This window comes from Leclercia sp. AS011 (assembly GCF_037152535.1).
Taxonomy (GTDB): domain Bacteria; phylum Pseudomonadota; class Gammaproteobacteria; order Enterobacterales; family Enterobacteriaceae; genus Enterobacter.
In genome coordinates this window covers 203398-222187 of the sequence record NZ_JBBCMA010000003.1, presented here as the reverse complement: position 1 = coordinate 222187, position 18790 = coordinate 203398, and the positions used below count along the sequence as shown (strand labels likewise).

The following is an 18790-nucleotide window of genomic DNA, read 5'->3' as shown; positions in this document are numbered from 1 at the left end:
GCATAATTGTAATGGTTCATGGTCACAAACAGTCCAATTAGTGCCACCACGTCATGCCCTGCAAAGTCACAACCGCCACGAGAACGTAGCGCAACGCCTTGCCCAGGCATAAAAAAAAGAGCACCGGCCCCCAGGAGATGCGCATCCATCCCGCCAGCAGGCACAGTAAATCGCCGATTACCGGCATCCAGCTTAATAAAAGCGTGGCAGCGCCATAGCGTTTTAGCCAGCCGACTGCCTTTTCCTGCCAGCGCGACGTTTTGCGTAGCGGAAAGAATCGCCCAAGAATAACGTTAGTCAGCCCTCCAAAGCTATTACCCATTGTTGCTATTAACACAAGCAACCAGGGCTGACTTACGCCGGACAAGAGCATCGCCACCAGTACCACTTCCGAATTTCCCGGCAAGAGCGTGGCGCTTAAAAAACTGCTGGCGAAGAGTGAGGTCAGTGACAGCAGGTCACTCACAGTAAGCGAACGTCCACCGCGTCCATGCCGGCAGCGTGCGCCGCCTGAATACCGAAGTCGGCATCTTCAAACACAACGCACTTCGCGGCTGGCACACCCATACGTTCTGCACACAGCAGGAAGGTGTCCGGGGCGGGCTTGTGATTTTTAACATGATCGGCGGCAACCACCGCAGAAAAATAGTGGCGCAGCCCAAGATGATTGAGCAATGCTTCTGCAATCGCGCTCTCACTGCCCGTCCCGACCGACATCGGACGACGTCCGTGCCACTCTTTTACCACGTCAATGAGTGGCAAAGGGCGCACGGTGTCTAACAGCATCGCTTTGACCGCATCGGTTTTTTCACGCGCGAGCAGATGCGGTTCGAGATCGGCCTGATTCAGTTCAATCACGGCCTGCGCAATACGCCAGGTAGGAGATCCGTTGAGGGCAATCATCGCCTGTAAGTCGAAACGCATTCCGTAACGGCCAAGGACGTCAGTCCAGGCTTTACGATGCGTTGGCTCGGTGTCCAGGATGGTGCCATCCATATCGAAGATCAAACCGTCATACTGTGCGTACATCGTGCTCTCGCAAAAGGATTACAAAACGATACTTTAACGTAAACAAGGGGTTTTGTCGCTGACAGAGAAGATGATTGCTGACGGAACGTCGAAGGAATAAACAATGAGGGAGAAGATGGTGCATCCGGGAGGATTCGAACCTCCGACCGCTCGGTTCGTAGCCGAGTACTCTATCCAGCTGAGCTACGGATGCATCGGGGAAATGCTTTTAGAAACAGTAAATGGTGCATCCGGGAGGATTACTCGGCTGCGCCTCGCCCTACGGGTCGTTGCTGAAGCAACGATATCCTCCCTTGTGCTCGCGATTATTTCGCAGAACATGAAACAACAGTTTAGCTGTTATCTCGGAGAATATGGTGCATCCGGGAGGATTCGAACCTCCGACCGCTCGGTTCGTAGCCGAGTACTCTATCCAGCTGAGCTACGGATGCATCAGGGAACTGCTTTCAGAAATAGTAAATGGTGCATCCGGGAGGATTCGAACCTCCGACCGCTCGGTTCGTAGCCGAGTACTCTATCCAGCTGAGCTACGGATGCATCAGGATTTACTACTGTACTACTCGATACTCATATCACTTCGAAAGCAATATGAAGTAATAGATGGTGCATCCGGGAGGATTCGAACCTCCGACCGCTCGGTTCGTAGCCGAGTACTCTATCCAGCTGAGCTACGGATGCAAAATGGCGGTGAGGCGGGGATTCGAACCCCGGATGCAGCTTTTGACCGCATACTCCCTTAGCAGGGGAGCGCCTTCAGCCTCTCGGCCACCTCACCACACAACGCCTCTTTCGAGTGCTTCGAGTAACTCGTTAAGAGCTTCTCGTCGCTGCGTGGCGCATATATTACTTTCTGGGACTTATAAGTCAAACCTTTTTCCACAACCTTTTATCGTTTGCACAAATCACAGGCAATTCGCATGTAAAACCCGCAAAGAGGGTGTTTTATAAACGGATTTTGCAGGGCTGCGGGCAGTTATCCAGGGCTGTAAAAGGGATGTTGGGCAGAGAAAGGGTGCGACAGAAGGTTAAAAAGAGAGCGGTTGAAATCGAACGGTAACTTTTGACAAGGAATATATCTGGAGGGTTGCGTCTCGCCAGACAGCGAGACGCGATAATATCAGTAACTGGACTGCTGGGATTTTTCAGCCTGGATACGCTGGTAGATCTCTTCACGATGAACAGAGACTTCTTTAGGGGCGTTCACACCAATACGTACCTGGTTGCCCTTCACCCCTAAAACTGTCACGGTGACCTCATCCCCAATCATGAGGGTCTCACCAACTCGACGAGTCAGAATCAGCATTCTTTGCTCCTTGAAAGATTAAAAGAGTCGGGTCTCTTGTATCCCGGCATTATCCATCATATAACGCCAAAAAGTAAGCGATGACAAACACGTAATGTGTAGGTAGTCACGGCATCACAATCTGTTAAACGTAAGTTTAGCCGATATACACAAACTCAACCTGACTTTATCATTATCGATAGCGTAGAGCGCAGTACGCCATAACGTTGTCGTTATGGCGCCTGTGTACGCTTTGTAATTATTACAGTTTAGAACTTACCCAGCTTTCAACACTGGCCAGCGCCGCTGGAAGGGCTGCTGCGTCTGTACCACCGGCTTGCGCCATGTCCGGACGACCGCCGCCTTTACCGCCCACTTGCTGAGCGACCATACCAATCAGTTCCCCTGCTTTCACACGGTCGATCACGTCCTTAGATACGCCCGCAATCAGAGAAACCTTACCTTCCGCTACCGTTGCCAGAACGATGATGGTTGAACCCAGCTGGTTCTTCAGATCGTCGACCATGGTACGAAGCATTTTCGGCTCAACGCCTGCCAGCTCACTGACCAGCAGTTTAACGCCGTTAATCTCAACCGCTTTGCTGGAGAGGTTTGCGCTCTCGGCAACGGCGGCCTGCTCTTTCAGCTGCTGCAGCTCTTTTTCCAGCTGACGGGTACGTTCCAGCGCAACACGCACTTTCTCGCCCAGGTTCTGGCTGTCGCCTTTCAGCAGTTGCGCGATGTCGTGCAGCTGATCGCTCTGCGCATGCAGAAGCGCAATCGCGCCTTCGCCAGTGACCGCTTCGATACGACGGACACCTGCCGCCGTTCCGGATTCGGACACAATGCGGAACAGACCGATGTCGCCGGTACGGCTGGCGTGGGTACCGCCACACAGTTCGGTGGAGAAATCACCCATGCTTAGCACGCGTACGCGTTCGTCATACTTCTCGCCGAACAGCGCCATTGCGCCTTTGTTCTTCGCCGCGTCGAGATCCATGATGTTGGTTTCGATTGGCAGGTTACGACGGATCTGGGCATTCACCAGATCTTCTACCGCACGGATTTCCGCCGGTTTCATCGCTTCAAAATGAGAGAAGTCGAAGCGCAGCAGTTTGTCATTTACCAGCGAGCCTTTCTGCGCAACGTGCGTGCCCAGAACCTGGCGCAGCGCGGCGTGCATCAGGTGCGTCGCGGAGTGGTTGAGACGGATACGCGCGCGGCGCGCTTCGTCAACGATAGCCTGAACGCCCTCGCCCACTTTCAGCGTGCCGGATGCCAGGGTACCCTGGTGGCCAATCGCCTGACCGTATTTCTGCGTGTCGTTCACTGTAAAGCTGAAATCACTGCCCTTCAGCTCGCCTTTATCGCCTACCTGGCCGCCTGATTCTGCGTAGAACGGCGTCTTATCCAGAACCACAACCGCAGCCTGGCCCGCGCTGATGCTGTCCACGGCTTTGCCGTCAACAAACAGGGCGGTGACTTTGCCGTTGGTTTTCAGATGCTCGTAACCTTCGAATTCGCTGCTGCCATCAACGCGGATCATCGCGTTGTAGTCGGCACCAAAACCGCTGGACTCACGCGCGCGACGGCGCTGTTCTTCCATGGCGGCTTCGAAGCCCGCTTCGTCAACTTTAATGTTGCGCTCGCGGCAGACGTCAGCCGTCAGGTCAACCGGGAAGCCATAGGTGTCGTACAGACGGAAGGCGGTTTCGCCATCCAGGGTATCGCCCTGCAGCTTCGCCAGCTCGTCGTCCAGCAGGGCCAGACCACGTTCCAGAGTACGGGCAAACTGCTCTTCTTCGGTTTTCAGAACCTGCTCAACCTGCGCCTGCTGGCGTTTCAGTTCGTCGCCGGCTGCGCCCATCACGCTCACCAGTGGACCCACCAGCTTGTAGAAGAAGGTGTCCTTCGCGCCCAGCATGTTGCCATGACGGATGGCACGACGAATGATACGGCGCAGCACGTAGCCACGGTTTTCATTCGACGGGATCACGCCGTCAGCAATCAGGAAGGCACAGGAGCGGATATGGTCGGCAATCACGCGCAGGGATTTGTTGCTCAGATCGGTTGCGCCAGTTACTTCGGCAACAGACTTAATCAGGGTGCTGAACAGATCGATGTCGTAGTTGGAGTTAACGTGTTGCAGTACTGCGGCAATACGCTCCAGACCCATACCGGTATCCACGGATGGCTTCGGCAGCGGCTCCATGGTGCCGTCGATCTGACGGTTGAACTGCATGAAGACGATGTTCCAGATCTCAATGTAACGATCGCCGTCTTCTTCTGCGCTGCCCGGAGGGCCGCCCCAGATGTGATCGCCATGATCGTAGAAGATTTCGGTGCACGGACCGCAAGGGCCGGTATCACCCATCTGCCAGAAGTTATCAGACGCATAAGGAGCGCCTTTGTTATCGCCGATGCGAATAATACGTTCGCGCGGGATACCCACTTCTTTTTCCCAGATTTCATAGGCTTCGTTATCGGTTTCGTAGACGGTAACCCACAGGCGCTCTTTCGGCAGGTTGAACCAGTTTTCACCGGTCAGCAGTTCCCATGCGTACTGGATAGCGTCATGTTTGAAATAGTCGCCGAAGCTGAAGTTACCCAGCATTTCGAAGAAGGTGTGGTGACGCGCGGTGTAACCGACGTTTTCCAGATCGTTATGTTTACCGCCCGCACGCACGCAGCGCTGCGAGGTAGTTGCGCGAGAATAATTACGCTTGTCGAGACCCAGGAAGACATCCTTGAACTGGTTCATCCCGGCGTTGGTAAACAGTAAAGTTGGATCGTTGTTCGGTACCAGGGAGCTGCTGGCAACAACCTGGTGTCCCTTACTATGGAAAAAATCGAGAAACGCCTGACGGATCTCAGCGGTGCTCTTGCTCATAATTATCCTGAAATCAAGCTAACGAAATGTCACAGCCGGTCACTACACAACCGTTGTCGGACGGACCAGCTACTGAAAAAAGTGGGAATAAGATAAGTTTTCTTTAAAGGGAAGTAAAATCCCGCATGCGTTCAATCGGTAAAATTACGCCAGATATCCTGAATATCCTCCATCAGGAAGCCGCGATAAAGCAAAAAGCGCTGGATTTTGACTTTTTCTGAAAACTCGCGCGGCAAAGGTTCACCGTACTTCCGCACGGCCTGCTCCCGCGCCAGCCCGCACCAGTCAATTTCGCATTCGCGCATCGCCTTTTCGCTGGTTTCGCGCGGGATGCCCTTTTGATTCAACTCCTGGCGGATGCGCGCCGGGCCGTAGCCTTTCCGGCTGCGGCTGGCGATAAAGCGTGAGACAAAACGGGTATCGTCCAGATAGCTGTGCTCATAGCACCAGGCGACCACCCGATCGTAATCTTCTGCCGTAGCGTCGATGGCTTCTGGCCCGTTTTTGCTCATTACTGGCGCGGCGAGTTTGCGGCGAAGCTCCTGCTCGCTGTGGTCACGAACGGCCAGGATACGCACGGCGCGATCCAGCAGACGGTTATAAGCAGGACGACGCGTTGTGGATTCATTCATAGATAAACCTGCTGCAGTTGAGAAGCAAAAATCAAAAAGCAAAAAGGGCCGCATTAAGCGACCCTTGTTTATTACATCCGATTATCAGAAATCTTCGTTGGTTTCTTCTACGTCTGCGGCATCCGCAGTGAAGTCAGGCTTAGTATCCTGGTTGCTGAGCAGAAGCTCACGCACCTTCTTCTCGATCTCTTTCGCTGCCGCCGGGTTCTCTTTCAGCCAGGAGATAGCATTCGCTTTACCCTGACCAATCTTGTCACCGTTGTAGCTGTACCAGGCGCCCGCTTTTTCAATCAGCTTCTCTTTCACGCCCAGGTCAACCAGCTCGCCGTAGAAGTTGATACCTTCGCCGTAGAGGATCTGGAATTCAGCCTGTTTAAAGGGTGCAGCAATCTTGTTCTTCACAACCTTCACGCGGGTTTCGCTACCCACCACGTTCTCACCGTCTTTCACGGCACCGATACGGCGGATATCCAGACGCACGGAGGCGTAGAATTTCAGCGCGTTACCACCGGTGGTGGTTTCCGGGTTACCGAACATCACACCAATCTTCATACGGATCTGGTTGATGAAGATCAGCAACGTGTTGGACTGCTTCAGGTTACCGGCCAGCTTACGCATCGCCTGGCTCATCATACGTGCCGCGAGGCCCATGTGAGAGTCACCGATTTCGCCTTCGATTTCTGCTTTTGGCGTCAGTGCCGCAACGGAGTCGACGATGATTACGTCTACTGCGCCAGAGCGCGCCAGTGCGTCACAGATTTCCAGTGCCTGCTCACCGGTATCCGGCTGGGAGCAGAGCAGGTTGTCGATATCAACACCCAGTTTACGTGCATAGACCGGATCCAGCGCGTGCTCAGCATCGATAAAGGCACAGGTTTTGCCTTCGCGCTGTGCAGCCGCCACAACCTGTAAGGTCAGGGTAGTTTTACCGGAGGATTCTGGCCCGTAGATCTCTACGATACGACCCATAGGCAGGCCACCAGCACCCAGTGCAATATCCAGAGAAAGCGAACCGGTGGAGATAGTTTCTACATCCATGGAACGATCTTCACCCAGGCGCATGATGGAACCTTTACCGAATTGCTTTTCGATCTGGCCCAGTGCTGCCGCCAACGCTTTCTGTTTGTTTTCGTCGATAGCCATTTTTTCCTCTCATGCCGGGTGAAACAACTGCGCTTCACCCTGGATTCTGTTCTGTTGCAGCAATTATACTGTATGCTCATACAGTATCAAGTGTTTTGTAGAAATTGTTGCCAGAGTGTTTTTAACGCATATTCTGTTGCCTGACGACGCACGTTTTCGCGGTCGCCGCTAAAGCATTCCCGACGGGTAATCCCCTCGCCTTGCGCCGTCGCAAAGCCAAACCACACGGTCCCGACAGGCTTTTCAGCGCTGCCGCCGTCCGGCCCGGCGATGCCGCTAATAGAGATAGCATAGTCCGCCCGGGCGGCACGCAGGGCACCAATCGCCATCTCGATCACCACCGGCTCGCTGACCGCACCATGCTCGATAAGCGTGGGTTCACGCACGCCAATCATCTGCGCTTTCGCTTCATTACTGTAAGTGACAAATCCGCGTTCAAACCAGGCGGAACTGCCGGCGATATCGGTGATAACTTTTGCCACCCAGCCGCCGGTACAGGACTCTGCCGTGGTGACCGTTGCGCCGCGCTGTTTCAGCGCCTGCCCTACTCTCTCACTGAGCTGCATCAATTCATGGTCAGTCATCGTGTTTTGACTCCTTAAAAACATGCAGCACAAGATAGCACTTTAGTCGTCAGATATGAGGACGAGGTGGAGGTTTTACGAGGGGGCTTCAGAAAATTAACCTGGCAAGGCGGCTAATAATGAAAAGTGAGTGGCGTTGCTCCACTCACTTTTTCGGCAGGGAGAGAGTATTAACTGAACGGCGATGCCACGCGCGCCTGCGCCACGGCCAGCCCCAACTGCCACACCGCCATTGCATAGTGCGTGCTGTGGTTGTAGCGGGTGATGGTGTAGAAGTTAGGCAGACCGTACCAGTACTGGTAGCCGGTACCGATATCCAGACGCAGCAGGCTCACCTTTTGGTTGCCGCTCAGCGGCTGCTGTGGCGTTAACCCTACCGCCGTCAGCTGTGCCGGGGTATAGCTGGTTTTAAAGCCGTTCTCCAGCCCTGGCGCCTGACCGTTGGCCATAACCGCCACCGGCTGACCTGGCGTCCAGCCATGCTCTTTAAAGTAGTTGGCGACGCTGCCAATCGCATCTTCCGGATCCCACAGGTTGATGTGGCCGTCGCCGTTGAAATCGACCGCGTACTGCTTATAGGAGGACGGCATAAACTGGCCGTAGCCCATAGCACCGGCAAAGGAGCCCTTCAGATCCAGCGGGTCATCCTGTTCGTCGCGCGCCATCAGCAGGAAGGTTTCCAGCTCGGAGGAGAAGTACTCCGCCCGGCGCGGATAGTTAAAGGAGAGGGTCGCCAGCGCATCCAGAATGCGGGTTTTACCCATCACGCGGCCCCAGCGTGTTTCCACGCCGATAATCCCGATGATGATCTCCGGCGGCACGCCGTAGACCTGCTGGGCGCGGGTCAGCGCATCCTGATACTGGTTCCAGAACGCCACGCCGTTCTGCACGTTGTCCGGGGTAATAAACTGGTTGCGATAGCGTAACCATGCCCCGTTCGGCCCGGCCGGTGGCTGGGTGGTCGGGGCCTGGCGATCCATCAGTCGCAGCACGTAATCCAGACGTTTCGCCTGGGAGAGGATCTCCTGCAGCTGGGCTTTATTAAAGCCGTGCTTGCTCACCATTTTGTCGATGAACTGTTCCGCTGCGGGATTGTTGGCAAAGTCGCCCCCCATCTGCATCACATTATGCTGGGGTTCCAGCAGGAAGCCGCCGGACGGCGCGCCCGCCGTTTGTTGCTGGACCTCTTCGGTCTTCGGTTTGCTGCTGCAGGCAGAGAGCAGGATAAGCGCAGGCAGTATGGCTGCGTAACGACGCTTGAGCATGAGACATCCATTCAACGAATTCGATAAGTGGCAAGTATGGTAAAGCATCCGGGACACCTCAAGGAAGAGATGCGAACCCGCCGGGCAAAATCTTTACGCTGCTTAAAGACAAATTCGTCCTCTTCTCAACCCTTCTCGCCTCGCCACGCCCATTATCTTTCAAAATAATCTATTTTTCTTTCATTGTGAGATCTGTTTAACACTTTAAAACCTTTCAAAGTGATTATTATTAGCCCGTCAGAGATGAACTCACCCTACAGGAGAAAACAATGATAGAAACCATCACCCACGGCGCCGAGTGGTTTATCGGGCTGTTTCAGAAAGGTGGCGAGGTCTTTACCAGCATGGTCACCGGGATCCTGCCGCTGCTGATCAGCCTGCTGGTGATCATGAATGCATTGATCAACTTTATTGGTCAGCATCGGATCGAAAAGCTGGCCCAGCGTTGCGCCGGTAATCCCATCTCCCGCTATCTGCTGCTGCCCTGCATCGGCACCTTCGTGTTCTGTAACCCGATGACCCTGAGCCTCGGGCGCTTTATGCCCGAGCGCTACAAGCCGAGCTATTACGCCGCGGCCTCATACAGCTGCCACTCGATGAACGGTCTGTTTCCGCACATTAACCCCGGCGAGCTGTTCGTCTATCTGGGGATCGCCAGCGGCCTGACCACCCTCGGCCTGCCGCTCGGCCCGCTGGCGGTGAGTTATCTGCTGGTCGGCCTGGTAACCAACTTTTTCCGCGGCTGGGTGACCGATCTCACTACCGCCATTTTCGAAAAGAAAATGGGCATCCAGCTTGAACAGAAAGTCCAGCTTGCAGGAGCCGCAGCATGACCCGTATCCGGATAGAAAAAGGGGTGGGCGGCTGGGGCGGCCCGCTGGAACTCGACGCCACCGGCGAGAAAAAGATTGTCTATATCACCGCGGGCACCCGCCCGGCGATTGTCGACAAGCTGCGCGAACTCACCGGCTGGGAAGCGGTGGACGGCTTTAAAGAGGGCGAGCCGCCGGAAGCGGAGATCGGCGTGGCGGTGATCGACTGCGGCGGCACCCTGCGCTGCGGCATTTACCCGAAACGGCGCATTCCGACCGTCAATATCCATGCGACGGGCAAATCCGGCCCGCTGGCGCAGTACATCCTGGAGGACATCTACGTCTCCGGGGTGAAAGAGGAGAACATCAGTCTGGCCGGGGAGTCCGCCGCTCCGGCCAAGAAGAGCGCACCGCGCGAGTATGACACTAGCAAAAAGATCACCGAGCAGAACGACGGCCTGCTGGCGAAAGTCGGGATGGGGATGGGCTCCGCGGTGGCGGTACTGTTCCAGTCCGGGCGCGACACCATCGACACGGTGCTGAAAACCATTCTGCCGTTTATGGCCTTCGTCTCGGCGCTGATCGGCATCATCATGGCCTCCGGCCTGGGGGACTGGATTGCCCACGGCCTCGCCCCGCTGGCCAGCCATCCGCTCGGGCTGGTGACGCTGGCGCTGATCTGCTCCTTCCCGCTGCTGTCGCCGTTCCTCGGCCCCGGGGCAGTGATCGCCCAGGTGATTGGCGTGTTGATTGGCGTGCAGATTGGGCTCGGCAATATTCCGCCGCACCTCGCCCTGCCCGCCCTGTTTGCCATTAATGCCCAGGCCGCCTGCGACTTTATCCCGGTGGGGCTGTCGCTGGCCGAAGCGCGCCAGGACACGGTGCGTGTGGGTGTCCCTTCCGTACTGGTGAGCCGCTTCCTGACCGGCGCGCCCACCGTACTGATTGCCTGGTTCGTCTCTGGCTTTATCTATCAATAAGAGGACTTCGTCATGACCGTGATTTACCAGACCACCATTACCCGCATCGGCCAGAGCGCCGCGGATGCCCTGAGTGATCAGATGCTGATTACCTTTCGTGAAGGGGTCCCGGCGGATATCGAGGAGTTCTGTTTTATCCACTGCCACGGCGAACTGAGCGGCGAGCTTCTCCCCGGCAGCCAGCTCACGCTGGGCGAGGCGAGCTATCCGGTGACGGCGGTGGGCGATGTCGCGGAGCAGAACCTGCGCGAGCTGGGGCATATCACCCTGCGTTTTGATGGCCAGACCGCAGCGGAATACCCGGGCACCGTGCACGTTGCCGGGCCGGTTCCGCAGGCGGTGACGGCCGGTTGTGTACTGAAATTTGTGGCGTAATTAAAGGAGAGAAACATGGAACAGGTTGCAGTTGTCATTGGCGGGGGACAAACCTTAGGGGAATATCTCTGCCGCGGGCTGGCCGCAGAAGGGTATCGCGTGGCGGTGGTGGACATTCAGAGCGAAAAAGCCGCCCGGGTCGCCAGCGAGATCAACCAGGAGTTTGGCGAAGGCAAGGCGTATGGCTTTGGTGCCGATGCCACCAGCGAGCAGAGCGTGATGGCGTTGTCGCACGGGGTGGATGAGATCTTTGGCCGCGTCGATCTGCTGGTCTACAGCGCCGGGATCGCCAAAGCGGCGTTTATCAGCGACGTGGAGCTGGGGGATTTCGACCGCTCGTTGCAGGTGAACCTGGTGGGCTATTTCCTCTGCGCCCGGGAGTTCTCGCGCCTGATGATCCGCGACGGCATCGCCGGGCGCATCATTCAGATCAACTCCAAATCCGGCAAGGTGGGCAGCAAGCACAACTCCGGCTACAGCGCGGCCAAGTTCGGCGGCGTGGGGCTGACCCAGTCCCTGGCGCTGGATCTGGCGGAGTACGGCATTACCGTGCATTCGCTGATGCTCGGCAACCTGCTGAAGTCGCCGATGTTCCAGTCCCTGCTGCCGCAGTATGCCACCAAGCTGGGCATCGAGGCGGATCGGGTGGAGCAGTATTACATCGATAAAGTGCCGCTGAAGCGCGGGTGCGACTATCAGGACGTGCTGAATATGCTGCTGTTTTACGCCAGTCCGAAAGCCTCCTACTGCACCGGGCAGTCGATCAATATCACCGGCGGTCAGGTGATGTTCTGAATTCGTTCCCCGGTGGCGCTGCGCTTACCGGGGCTACAAAGGTCTTAATCGTCGGCCGGGCAAGCGAAGCGCCGCCCGGCAATTCCACAGGAGCTACACATGGTTACCACATTAATCACCGTCGCCGTTATCGCCTGGCTGGGCCAGCTGGCGCTCGGCGGGTGGCAAATCCACCGCTTTAACCGGGCGTTCGACGCTCTTTGCCAGAAAGGCAGAGTGGGCGTGGGCCGCTCCGGCGGGCGCTTCAAACCGCGGGTGATTGTCGCCATTGCGCTGGACGATAATCACCGGGTCTGCGACTCCCTGATGATGCGCGGCCTGACGGTCTTTGCCCGACCGGTGAAAATTGCAGCGATTAACGGCGTCGCGCTACAGGAATTAGAGCCCGATGTGATCTTTCCCAATGATTCGCTCTGTCAGGATGCACTATCATTAGCGCTTAAATTGAAACATAGATAATTTCGATGTGAACGCTATAAGCTTGCGAAATTATCATTTCGCAACCTGAGGAACGCAACGCCTATGAAACCCCGTCAGCGGCAGGCGGCCATTCTCGACCACCTGCAAAAGCAGGGAAAATGTTCGGTTGAGGATCTGGCCCACTACTTTGACACCACCGGCACCACCATCCGCAAGGATCTGGTGATCCTGGAAAACGCCGGGGCGGTGATCCGCACCTATGGCGGCGTGGTGCTGAATAAGGACGAAGCCGATCCGCCCATCGATCACAAAACGCTGATCAACACCCACCAGAAGGCGTTAATTGCTGAGGCGGCGGTCAAGTATATCCACGACGGCGACTCCATTATCCTCGACGCGGGCAGTACGGTGCTGCAGATGGTACCCATGCTCAGCCGCTTTAATAACATCACGGTGATGACCAACAGCCTGCATATCGTCAACGCCCTGTCCGAATTCGACAACGAACAAACCATCCTGATGCCCGGCGGCACCTTCCGTAAAAAATCAGCCTCGTTTCACGGCCAGCTGGCGGAGAACGCTTTCGATCACTTCAGCTTTGACCGGCTGTTTATGGGCACCGACGGCATCGATCTCAACGCGGGCGTCACCACTTTCAACGAGGTGTTCAGCGTCAGCAAAGCGATGTGCAACGCCGCCCGGGAAGTGATCCTGATGGCTGACTCGTCGAAGTTTGGCCGTAAAAGTCCGAACATTGTCTGTAGCCTGGAGAGCGTCGATAAGCTGATCACCGACGCGGGCATCGATCCGGCGTTCAAGCAAGCGCTGGAAGAGAAAGGAATCGAAGTGATTGTAACCGGAGAGAGAGATGAGTGATTTTCTGTTAAACGCGGGTCGCCAAACCCTGATGCTGGAACTGCAGGAGGCCAGCCGCCTGCCGGAACGTCTGGGAGAGGATTTCGTTCGGGCGGCAAACACCATTATTCAGTGCGAAGGTAAAGTGATTGTCGCCGGTATCGGCAAGTCCGGCCATATCGGTAAAAAGATTGCCGCGACCCTCGCCAGCACCGGCACCCCGGCCTTTTTCGTCCATCCCGCTGAAGCGCTGCACGGCGATCTGGGGATGATCGAAAGCCGCGACGTGCTGCTGTTTATCTCCTACTCCGGCTCGGCGAAAGAGCTGGATCTGATCCTGCCCCGCCTGCAGGAAAAATCGGTCGCCCTGCTGGCGATGACCGGGAAATCCCGCTCGCCGCTGGCGCTGGCCGCCAAAGCCACGCTGGATATTTCGGTAGAGCGCGAAGCCTGCCCGATGCACCTGGCTCCAACCTCCAGCACCGTGAATACCCTGATGATGGGCGATGCGCTGGCGATGGCGGTAATGCAGGCTCGCGGCTTTAATGAAGAAGATTTTGCCCGCTCCCACCCAGCCGGGGCGCTGGGTGCACGCCTGCTGAATAAGGTGCACCACCTGATGCGCACCGACGAGGCAACTCCGCAGGTGAAGCTGAACGCCAGCGTGATGGATGCGATGCTGGAGCTGAGCCGCACCGGGCTGGGTCTGGTGGCGGTCTGCGATGACGACCGCCAGGTAAAAGGCGTCTTCACCGACGGCGACCTGCGTCGCTGGCTGGTGGGCGGCGGTAAACTGGAGGTGAACGTCAGCAGCGCCATGACCACCGGCGGCCTGACGCTGAAGGCCGACAGCCGCGCCATCGAAGCCAAAGAGCTGCTGCTGAAGCGCAAAATCACCGCCGCCCCGGTGGTGGACGACTCTGGTCACCTGTGCGGTGCCATCAACTTGCAGGATTTCTACCAGGCAGGCATCATCTAACTCTTCAGACCCAGACGTTTCGCCAGCCGGTGCAGGTTGGCGACGTCGGTCTCCAGCGCCCTTGCGCTCGCCGCCCAGCTGCGGCCATTCTGCTCCAGCGCCCGGGTAATCAACTGACGTTGAAACGCTTCCGTTGCCTCACGCAGATTCTGATTCACCACCAGCGGAGTTTCCGGCGTGACCGCAGGCGTGTTCTCATCATGCAGGGCAAAATGCCGGGCGTGGATCACCACGTCATCCCCCAGCCGCGCGGCCCGGGCCAGCACCACCGCCCGGTGGATGGCATGTTCCAGCTCGCGCACGTTGCCCGGCCAGCCATAGCTCAGCAGGTGTGCCCGTGCGCCGGGGCTGAGCACCACCCGGGATAACCCCATCCGCAACCGACACTGTTCGCAGAAATAGCCCGCCAGCAGCACCACGTCCTCGCCCCGCTCGCGCAGCGGCGGCACCGAAAGCGGGAAAACGCTCAGGCGATGGAACAGGTCGGCGCGGAAGTTCCCGGCCAGCACCTCTTCACGCAGGTCGCGATTGGTGGCCGCCAGCACCCGCACGTCAACCCGCAGGCTGCGGTCGTCGCCCACCCGCTGGATATCGCCGTACTGCAGTACCCGCAGCAGCTTGGCCTGCAGCGCCAGCGACAGCTCGCCAATCTCATCGAGGAACAGGGTGCCGTTATCGGCCATCTCAAACTTGCCGCTGCGGTTGCTGATGGCCCCGGTAAAGGCCCCTTTGACGTGGCCGAACAGCTCACTTTCCGCCACGCTCTCCGGCAGCGCGGCGCAGTTGAGATAGACCAGCGGATTGACCGCCCGTGGCGAGGCCTCATGGATAGCTTTCGCCACCAGCTCTTTGCCGGTGCCGGTTTCGCCCTCGATCAGCACGTTCAGGTCGGAGGCGGCGACAATCTCAATCTCTTTTTTCAGGCTCATCATGCCCGGCGACAGGCCGATCATCTCGGTATTTTTCACCTGCTCAAAGGCCGCCGGACCCGCGGGCAGGCTGTTCTGGCTCTCGAGCTGTTCAATCAGCAGGGCGTTGTTCAGCGCCCCGGCGGCGAGGGCGGCAATCAGCCTCAGCTCCTCGTCGCTGAAGGTATCGAACTGATCCGGCGACATGCCGTCGAGGGTGAGAGCGCCAATCAGGTTCTGCCCGGCAAACAGCGGCAGGCCGATACAGGCGTGGACCTTCAGGCTCTCCTGGCCGGGGATCAGGCCGTCGTAGGGATCGGGCAGGTCGCTGTCGGCCGGGAAGCGCACCACATCCCCGGCGCGGGCGATGGTCTCCAGCCGCGGATGGCCCTCCAGGGTAAAGCGCCGCCCCAGCACGTCCTGGGCCAGGCCGTCGATCGCCAGCGGGATAAACTGCCGCCCTTCATAGCGCAGCAGCGCCGAGGCATCGCAGTCCAGCACGTGACGCAGGGTGGAGATCAGTCGCTGAAAACGATCCTGATGGCCGATACCGCTCTGCAATTCAATGGCGATTTTCGCCAGCACCTCTACGGAAAAACTCATTCTCGCCTCGCTGTCATTTTGACAATGCATCTTGTCATATTGACTATATCAAGGACAGTCAAATTGACTACCCATCAGGAGTTATTATTTTAAAAAACCATTAAAATCAACAAAATAAAAAGTTGGCACGCAACCTGCAATTACTCTTACATCTTTCGTTTAATTTCGCTGTATTAAGTTGAGGTTGCTATGTCTATTCTGGTTAAAAACAATATTCATTGGGTGGGTCAACGTGACTGGGAAGTACGTGATTTTCACGGTACGGAGTACAAAACGCTGCGCGGCAGCAGCTATAACAGCTATCTCATCCGGGAAGAGAAAAACGTCCTGATCGACACCGTCGATCATAAATTCAGCCGTGAATTCGTGCAAAACCTGCGCAGTGAAATTGACCTGGCCGATATCGACTACATTATCATTAACCATGCTGAAGAAGATCACGCCGGTGCCCTGACCGAGCTGATGTCCTGCATTCCAGACACCCCGATCTACTGCACCAATAACGCCATCGACTCCATCAATGGTCATCACCACCATCCGGAGTGGAATTTCAACGTGGTGAAAACCGGTGACTCACTGGATATCGGCAACGGCAAACAGCTGATCTTCGTGGAAACCCCGATGCTGCACTGGCCGGACAGCATGATGACCTACATGACCGGCGACGCCGTGCTGTTCAGTAACGACGCCTTCGGCCAGCACTACTGCGACGAACGTCTGTTCAATGACGAAGTGGATCAGGCCGAGCTGTATGAGCAGTGCCAGCGCTACTACGCCAACATCCTGACCCCGTTCAGCCGTCTGGTCACGCCAAAAATTACCGAAATCCTCGGCTTCAACCTGCCGGTGGATATGATTGCCACCTCCCACGGGGTGGTATGGCGTGACAACCCCACCCAAATCGTCGAGCAGTATCTGAAGTGGGCGGCGGACTATCAGGAAGATCGCATTACCCTTTTCTACGACACCATGTCCAACAACACCCGCATGATGGCCGACGCGATTGCCCAGGGCATCAACGAAGTGGACCCGAACGTGGCGGTGAAAATCTTCAACGTGGCGCGCAGCGACAAGAACGACATTCTGACCAACGTTTTCCGCTCCAAAGGCGTGCTGGTGGGGACCTCCACCATGAACAACGTGATGATGCCGAAAATTGCCGGCCTGGTGGAAGAGATGACCGGCCTGCGCTTCCGCAACAAACGCGCCAGCGCCTTTGGCTCCCACGGCTGGAGCGGCGGCGCGGTCGACCGTCTCTCCACTCGTTTGCAGGATGCGGGCTTTGAGATGTCCATGAGCCTGAAGGCGAAATGGCGTCCGGATCTGGATGCGCTGGAAATTTGCCGTCAGCACGGCCGCGACATTGCACGTCAGTGGGCGCTCGCTCCGCTGCCAGAAGCGGCCGCTAAAGCCTCACCAGAACAGGAAGCCTGCGCCTGTGCCGCCGCCGCGGCTGCCGACCTCGGCCCTTGCATGCAGTGCAGCGTCTGCCAGTGGATCTACGATCCGGCCCTCGGCGAACCGCTGCAGGATGTGGCCCCGGGCACCCCGTGGAGCGACGTGCCGGATAACTTCCTCTGCCCGGAATGTTCCCTCGGTAAAGACGTCTTTGACGAACTGGCATCGGAGGCAAAATGAGCCAGGGTATCGTGATTATCGGCTCGGGCTTCGCCGCCCGCCAGCTGGTGAAAAATATCCGTAAACAGGATGCGAACGTCCCGCTGACGCTGATTGCCGCCGACAGCATGGATGAGTACAACAAGCCGGACTTAAGCCACGTTATCAGCCAGAGTCAGCACGCCGACGACCTCACCCGCCAGACGGCGGGGGAGTTTGCCGAACAGTTTAACCTGCGCCTGTTCCCTTACAGCTGGGTCACCGATATCGATGCCGCTGCGCACGTGGTGAAAGGAAAAGACCAGCAGTGGTCGTATGACAAACTGGTGCTGGCCACCGGGGCCTCGGCCTTTGTGCCGCCAGTCCCGGGGCGCGAGCTGATGCTGACCCTCAACAGCCAGATGGAGTACCGGGCCTGCGAAACCACGCTGCGTGACGCCAAAAGGGTGATGATTGTCGGCGCGGGGCTTATCGGCAGCGAACTGGCGATGGATTTTTGCCGGGCCGGGAAAGCGGTCACTCTGGTTGATCACTCCGCCAGCATACTGTCGGCGCTGATGCCAGCCGAAGTAAGCAGTCGCTTACAACATCGGCTGACCGATATGGGCGTACATCTGCAGCTGAAATCCCAGCTGCAAAGCCTGACCAAAACCGATACCGGGATCTGCGCCCTGCTGGACAGAGACCGCTGTATCGAGGTGGATGTGGTCATTGCCGCCACTGGCCTGCGTCCGGAAACGGCCCTCGCCCAGCGTGCCGGGGCAGAAACCCACCGCGGCGTAAAGGTCGACAGCTATCTGCAAACCACCCAGCCGGATATCTATGCTCTGGGGGACTGCGCTGAAATCAACGGTCAGGTGCTGCCCTTCCTGCAGCCGATCCAGCTCAGCGCCATGTATCTGGCGAAGAACCTGCTCGGTGCCAACACGCCGTTGAAACTGCCTGCGATGCTGGTGAAGGTCAAAACGCCGGAACTGCCGCTACATCTGGCGGGCGAAACCCAGCGCCAGGACCTGACCTGGCAGATCGCCATCGAACCTCAGGGGATGGTGGCGAAAGGGGCCGACAGCGAAGGCAATTTGCGCGCCTTCGTGGTCAGTGAAGATCGCATGAAGGAGGCCTTTGCCCTGCTGAAAGCATTACCCGTTTAACCCTCAAACTCTTGCTCTACTCGTTGTAAGCTTGTCCGATTTTGCCTTTCGCAGCCCCGGTGCCCCGGGGCTTTTTTATATCGTTAATTAAGCAACAAAAAAGAGAGATAATAAAATGCGGAACAGCCTGAAAACATCGCCCTGTTTTATTCCGTGATTTCTTTTTAATCTGTGAGGGTATTCATTAGCCGGAGATAAACATGGCGACCTTCAGAAAAGAAATTAACGCCCTTGCTGACTACTTTAAAAAAGTACAGCCTGTCGAACGCATATTATTTCGCTGGCTTTACCTCAGCCCGGAGGCGCGCATCCAGCGCCTTCAGGAGCTGATGATGCCCGTCAGCGACAAAAAGCAGTAATAAAAAAACGGCTCAACTGCCGTTTTTTTATTGCTCAAAAGCGGAAGTATTCATCAAACACATCCTTGTTTATTTAAATATAAATAAACGAAAGGTATCAGCGAAATATTA

At 56.8% G+C, this 18790-nt stretch carries 19 protein-coding genes and 5 tRNA genes; 10 read left to right on the top strand and 14 right to left on the bottom strand.

What is annotated here, in order from left to right; translation table 11 throughout:
• Window positions 1-37: 37 nt before the first annotated feature.
• The 13 genes from WFO70_RS15645 to mltB form a co-directional block, all read right to left on the bottom strand.
• Window positions 38-466 carry a YqaA family protein gene (locus tag WFO70_RS15645; RefSeq protein WP_106994514.1) on the bottom strand — a complete coding sequence of 143 codons (429 nt, stop codon included), beginning with the start codon at window positions 464-466 and terminating at the stop codon, window positions 38-40.
• On the bottom strand, window positions 463-1029 hold the full coding sequence (yqaB, locus tag WFO70_RS15640; RefSeq protein WP_337017315.1) for a fructose-1-phosphate/6-phosphogluconate phosphatase: 567 nt from the start codon (window positions 1027-1029) through the stop codon (window positions 463-465). Before yqaB ends, WFO70_RS15645 begins: the two co-directional genes overlap by 4 nt.
• Window positions 1030-1145: 116 nt before the next feature.
• Window positions 1146-1222: transfer RNA gene (locus WFO70_RS15635), tRNA-Arg, on the bottom strand.
• 161 nt (window positions 1223-1383) lie between these two features.
• Window positions 1384-1460: transfer RNA gene (locus tag WFO70_RS15630), tRNA-Arg, on the bottom strand.
• A gap of 29 nt (window positions 1461-1489) precedes the next feature.
• A tRNA-Arg gene (locus WFO70_RS15625) sits at window positions 1490-1566 on the bottom strand.
• Window positions 1567-1630: 64 nt separating this feature from the next.
• Window positions 1631-1707: transfer RNA gene (locus WFO70_RS15620), tRNA-Arg, on the bottom strand.
• 4 nt (window positions 1708-1711) lie between these two features.
• A tRNA-Ser gene (locus WFO70_RS15615) sits at window positions 1712-1804 on the bottom strand.
• A 342-nt stretch (window positions 1805-2146) separates the two neighbouring features.
• A complete protein-coding gene (csrA, locus tag WFO70_RS15610) occupies window positions 2147-2332 on the bottom strand; it encodes a carbon storage regulator CsrA (RefSeq protein WP_000906486.1) in 186 nt (61 codons plus the stop codon).
• Window positions 2333-2573: 241 nt separating this feature from the next.
• Window positions 2574-5201: an alanine--tRNA ligase gene (alaS, locus tag WFO70_RS15605; protein WP_337017313.1), complete on the bottom strand. Its 2628-nt coding sequence runs from the start codon at window positions 5199-5201 to the stop codon at window positions 2574-2576.
• Between the two features lie 131 nt (window positions 5202-5332).
• Entirely contained in the window at window positions 5333-5833 is a 501-nt protein-coding gene (gene recX / locus WFO70_RS15600; RefSeq protein ID WP_337017311.1) for a recombination regulator RecX, read from the bottom strand.
• 84 nt (window positions 5834-5917) lie between these two features.
• Window positions 5918-6976: a recombinase RecA gene (gene recA / locus WFO70_RS15595; RefSeq protein WP_337017309.1), complete on the bottom strand. Its 1059-nt coding sequence runs from the start codon at window positions 6974-6976 to the stop codon at window positions 5918-5920.
• 86 nt (window positions 6977-7062) lie between these two features.
• Window positions 7063-7560, bottom strand: coding sequence for a nicotinamide-nucleotide amidase (gene pncC, locus WFO70_RS15590; protein WP_337017307.1), 498 nt, complete (start codon window positions 7558-7560; stop codon window positions 7063-7065).
• Window positions 7561-7730: 170 nt separating this feature from the next.
• A complete protein-coding gene (mltB, locus tag WFO70_RS15585; protein WP_337017305.1) occupies window positions 7731-8825 on the bottom strand; it encodes a lytic murein transglycosylase B in 1095 nt (364 codons plus the stop codon).
• A 269-nt stretch (window positions 8826-9094) separates the two neighbouring features.
• Here mltB and srlA point away from each other — a divergent pair, with 269 nt between their 5' ends.
• The 7 genes from srlA (at window position 9095) to gutQ (ending at window position 14041) form a co-directional block, all read left to right on the top strand.
• Complete coding sequence (gene srlA, locus WFO70_RS15580; protein WP_337017303.1) at window positions 9095-9658, top strand: PTS glucitol/sorbitol transporter subunit IIC; 564 nt, start codon at window positions 9095-9097, stop codon at window positions 9656-9658.
• On the top strand, window positions 9655-10617 hold the full coding sequence (srlE, locus tag WFO70_RS15575; RefSeq protein ID WP_337017301.1) for a PTS glucitol/sorbitol transporter subunit IIB: 963 nt from the start codon (window positions 9655-9657) through the stop codon (window positions 10615-10617). The genes srlA and srlE overlap by 4 nt, the downstream gene beginning before the upstream one ends.
• A gap of 12 nt (window positions 10618-10629) precedes the next feature.
• Entirely contained in the window at window positions 10630-10992 is a 363-nt protein-coding gene (gene srlB / locus WFO70_RS15570; protein WP_337017299.1) for a PTS glucitol/sorbitol transporter subunit IIA, read from the top strand.
• A 15-nt stretch (window positions 10993-11007) separates the two neighbouring features.
• Window positions 11008-11787, top strand: coding sequence for a sorbitol-6-phosphate dehydrogenase (gene srlD / locus WFO70_RS15565; RefSeq protein WP_337017297.1), 780 nt, complete (start codon window positions 11008-11010; stop codon window positions 11785-11787).
• 99 nt (window positions 11788-11886) lie between these two features.
• Window positions 11887-12246, top strand: a complete 360-nt coding sequence (gutM, locus tag WFO70_RS15560; protein ID WP_337017295.1) for a transcriptional regulator GutM — start codon at window positions 11887-11889, stop codon at window positions 12244-12246.
• Window positions 12247-12309: 63 nt separating this feature from the next.
• Window positions 12310-13083, top strand: a complete 774-nt coding sequence (gene srlR, locus WFO70_RS15555; protein WP_337017293.1) for a glucitol operon DNA-binding transcriptional repressor SrlR — start codon at window positions 12310-12312, stop codon at window positions 13081-13083.
• Window positions 13076-14041 (top strand): arabinose-5-phosphate isomerase GutQ, encoded by a 966-nt coding sequence (gene gutQ, locus WFO70_RS15550; RefSeq protein ID WP_337017291.1) that lies wholly within the window; start codon window positions 13076-13078, stop codon window positions 14039-14041. Before srlR ends, gutQ begins: the two co-directional genes overlap by 8 nt.
• Here the strand turns inward: gutQ and norR are convergent.
• A complete protein-coding gene (norR, locus tag WFO70_RS15545) occupies window positions 14038-15552 on the bottom strand; it encodes a nitric oxide reductase transcriptional regulator NorR (RefSeq protein ID WP_337017289.1) in 1515 nt (504 codons plus the stop codon). The two genes, gutQ and norR, sit on opposite strands and share 4 nt — an antisense overlap.
• 189 nt (window positions 15553-15741) lie before the next feature.
• Between norR and norV the strand changes: the two genes are divergently transcribed.
• The 3 genes from norV to WFO70_RS15530 all read left to right on the top strand — a co-directional run bounded on the left by norV (window position 15742) and on the right by WFO70_RS15530 (window position 18679).
• The gene (gene norV, locus WFO70_RS15540) at window positions 15742-17190 is read left to right on the top strand and encodes an anaerobic nitric oxide reductase flavorubredoxin (protein ID WP_337017287.1); all 1449 of its coding nucleotides are present in this window, start codon (window positions 15742-15744) and stop codon (window positions 17188-17190) included.
• Window positions 17187-18320, top strand: coding sequence for an NADH:flavorubredoxin reductase NorW (gene norW / locus WFO70_RS15535; RefSeq protein WP_337017285.1), 1134 nt, complete (start codon window positions 17187-17189; stop codon window positions 18318-18320). Before norV ends, norW begins: the two co-directional genes overlap by 4 nt.
• Window positions 18321-18520: 200 nt before the next feature.
• A complete protein-coding gene (locus tag WFO70_RS15530; RefSeq protein WP_337017283.1) occupies window positions 18521-18679 on the top strand; it encodes a hypothetical protein in 159 nt (52 codons plus the stop codon).
• Window positions 18680-18790 lie beyond the last annotated feature (111 nt).

What these genes read in the sequence shown, in the direction of transcription:
- yqaB (WP_337017315.1), bottom strand. Translation starts at nt 1,029, where the DNA reads ATGTACGCACAGTATGACGGTTTGATCTTCGATATGGATGGCACCATC.
- csrA (WP_000906486.1), bottom strand. Translation starts at nt 2,332, where the DNA reads ATGCTGATTCTGACTCGTCGAGTTGGTGAGACCCTCATGATTGGGGAT.
- alaS (WP_337017313.1), bottom strand. Translation starts at nt 5,201, where the DNA reads ATGAGCAAGAGCACCGCTGAGATCCGTCAGGCGTTTCTCGATTTTTTC.
- recX (WP_337017311.1), bottom strand. Translation starts at nt 5,833, where the DNA reads ATGAATGAATCCACAACGCGTCGTCCTGCTTATAACCGTCTGCTGGAT.
- recA (WP_337017309.1), bottom strand. Translation starts at nt 6,976, where the DNA reads ATGGCTATCGACGAAAACAAACAGAAAGCGTTGGCGGCAGCACTGGGC.
- pncC (WP_337017307.1), bottom strand. Translation starts at nt 7,560, where the DNA reads ATGACTGACCATGAATTGATGCAGCTCAGTGAGAGAGTAGGGCAGGCG.
- mltB (WP_337017305.1), bottom strand. Translation starts at nt 8,825, where the DNA reads ATGCTCAAGCGTCGTTACGCAGCCATACTGCCTGCGCTTATCCTGCTC.
- srlA (WP_337017303.1), top strand. Translation starts at nt 9,095, where the DNA reads ATGATAGAAACCATCACCCACGGCGCCGAGTGGTTTATCGGGCTGTTT.
- srlE (WP_337017301.1), top strand. Translation starts at nt 9,655, where the DNA reads ATGACCCGTATCCGGATAGAAAAAGGGGTGGGCGGCTGGGGCGGCCCG.
- srlB (WP_337017299.1), top strand. Translation starts at nt 10,630, where the DNA reads ATGACCGTGATTTACCAGACCACCATTACCCGCATCGGCCAGAGCGCC.
- srlD (WP_337017297.1), top strand. Translation starts at nt 11,008, where the DNA reads ATGGAACAGGTTGCAGTTGTCATTGGCGGGGGACAAACCTTAGGGGAA.
- gutM (WP_337017295.1), top strand. Translation starts at nt 11,887, where the DNA reads ATGGTTACCACATTAATCACCGTCGCCGTTATCGCCTGGCTGGGCCAG.
- srlR (WP_337017293.1), top strand. Translation starts at nt 12,310, where the DNA reads ATGAAACCCCGTCAGCGGCAGGCGGCCATTCTCGACCACCTGCAAAAG.
- gutQ (WP_337017291.1), top strand. Translation starts at nt 13,076, where the DNA reads ATGAGTGATTTTCTGTTAAACGCGGGTCGCCAAACCCTGATGCTGGAA.
- norR (WP_337017289.1), bottom strand. Translation starts at nt 15,552, where the DNA reads ATGAGTTTTTCCGTAGAGGTGCTGGCGAAAATCGCCATTGAATTGCAG.
- norV (WP_337017287.1), top strand. Translation starts at nt 15,742, where the DNA reads ATGTCTATTCTGGTTAAAAACAATATTCATTGGGTGGGTCAACGTGAC.
- norW (WP_337017285.1), top strand. Translation starts at nt 17,187, where the DNA reads ATGAGCCAGGGTATCGTGATTATCGGCTCGGGCTTCGCCGCCCGCCAG.
- WFO70_RS15530 (WP_337017283.1), top strand. Translation starts at nt 18,521, where the DNA reads ATGGCGACCTTCAGAAAAGAAATTAACGCCCTTGCTGACTACTTTAAA.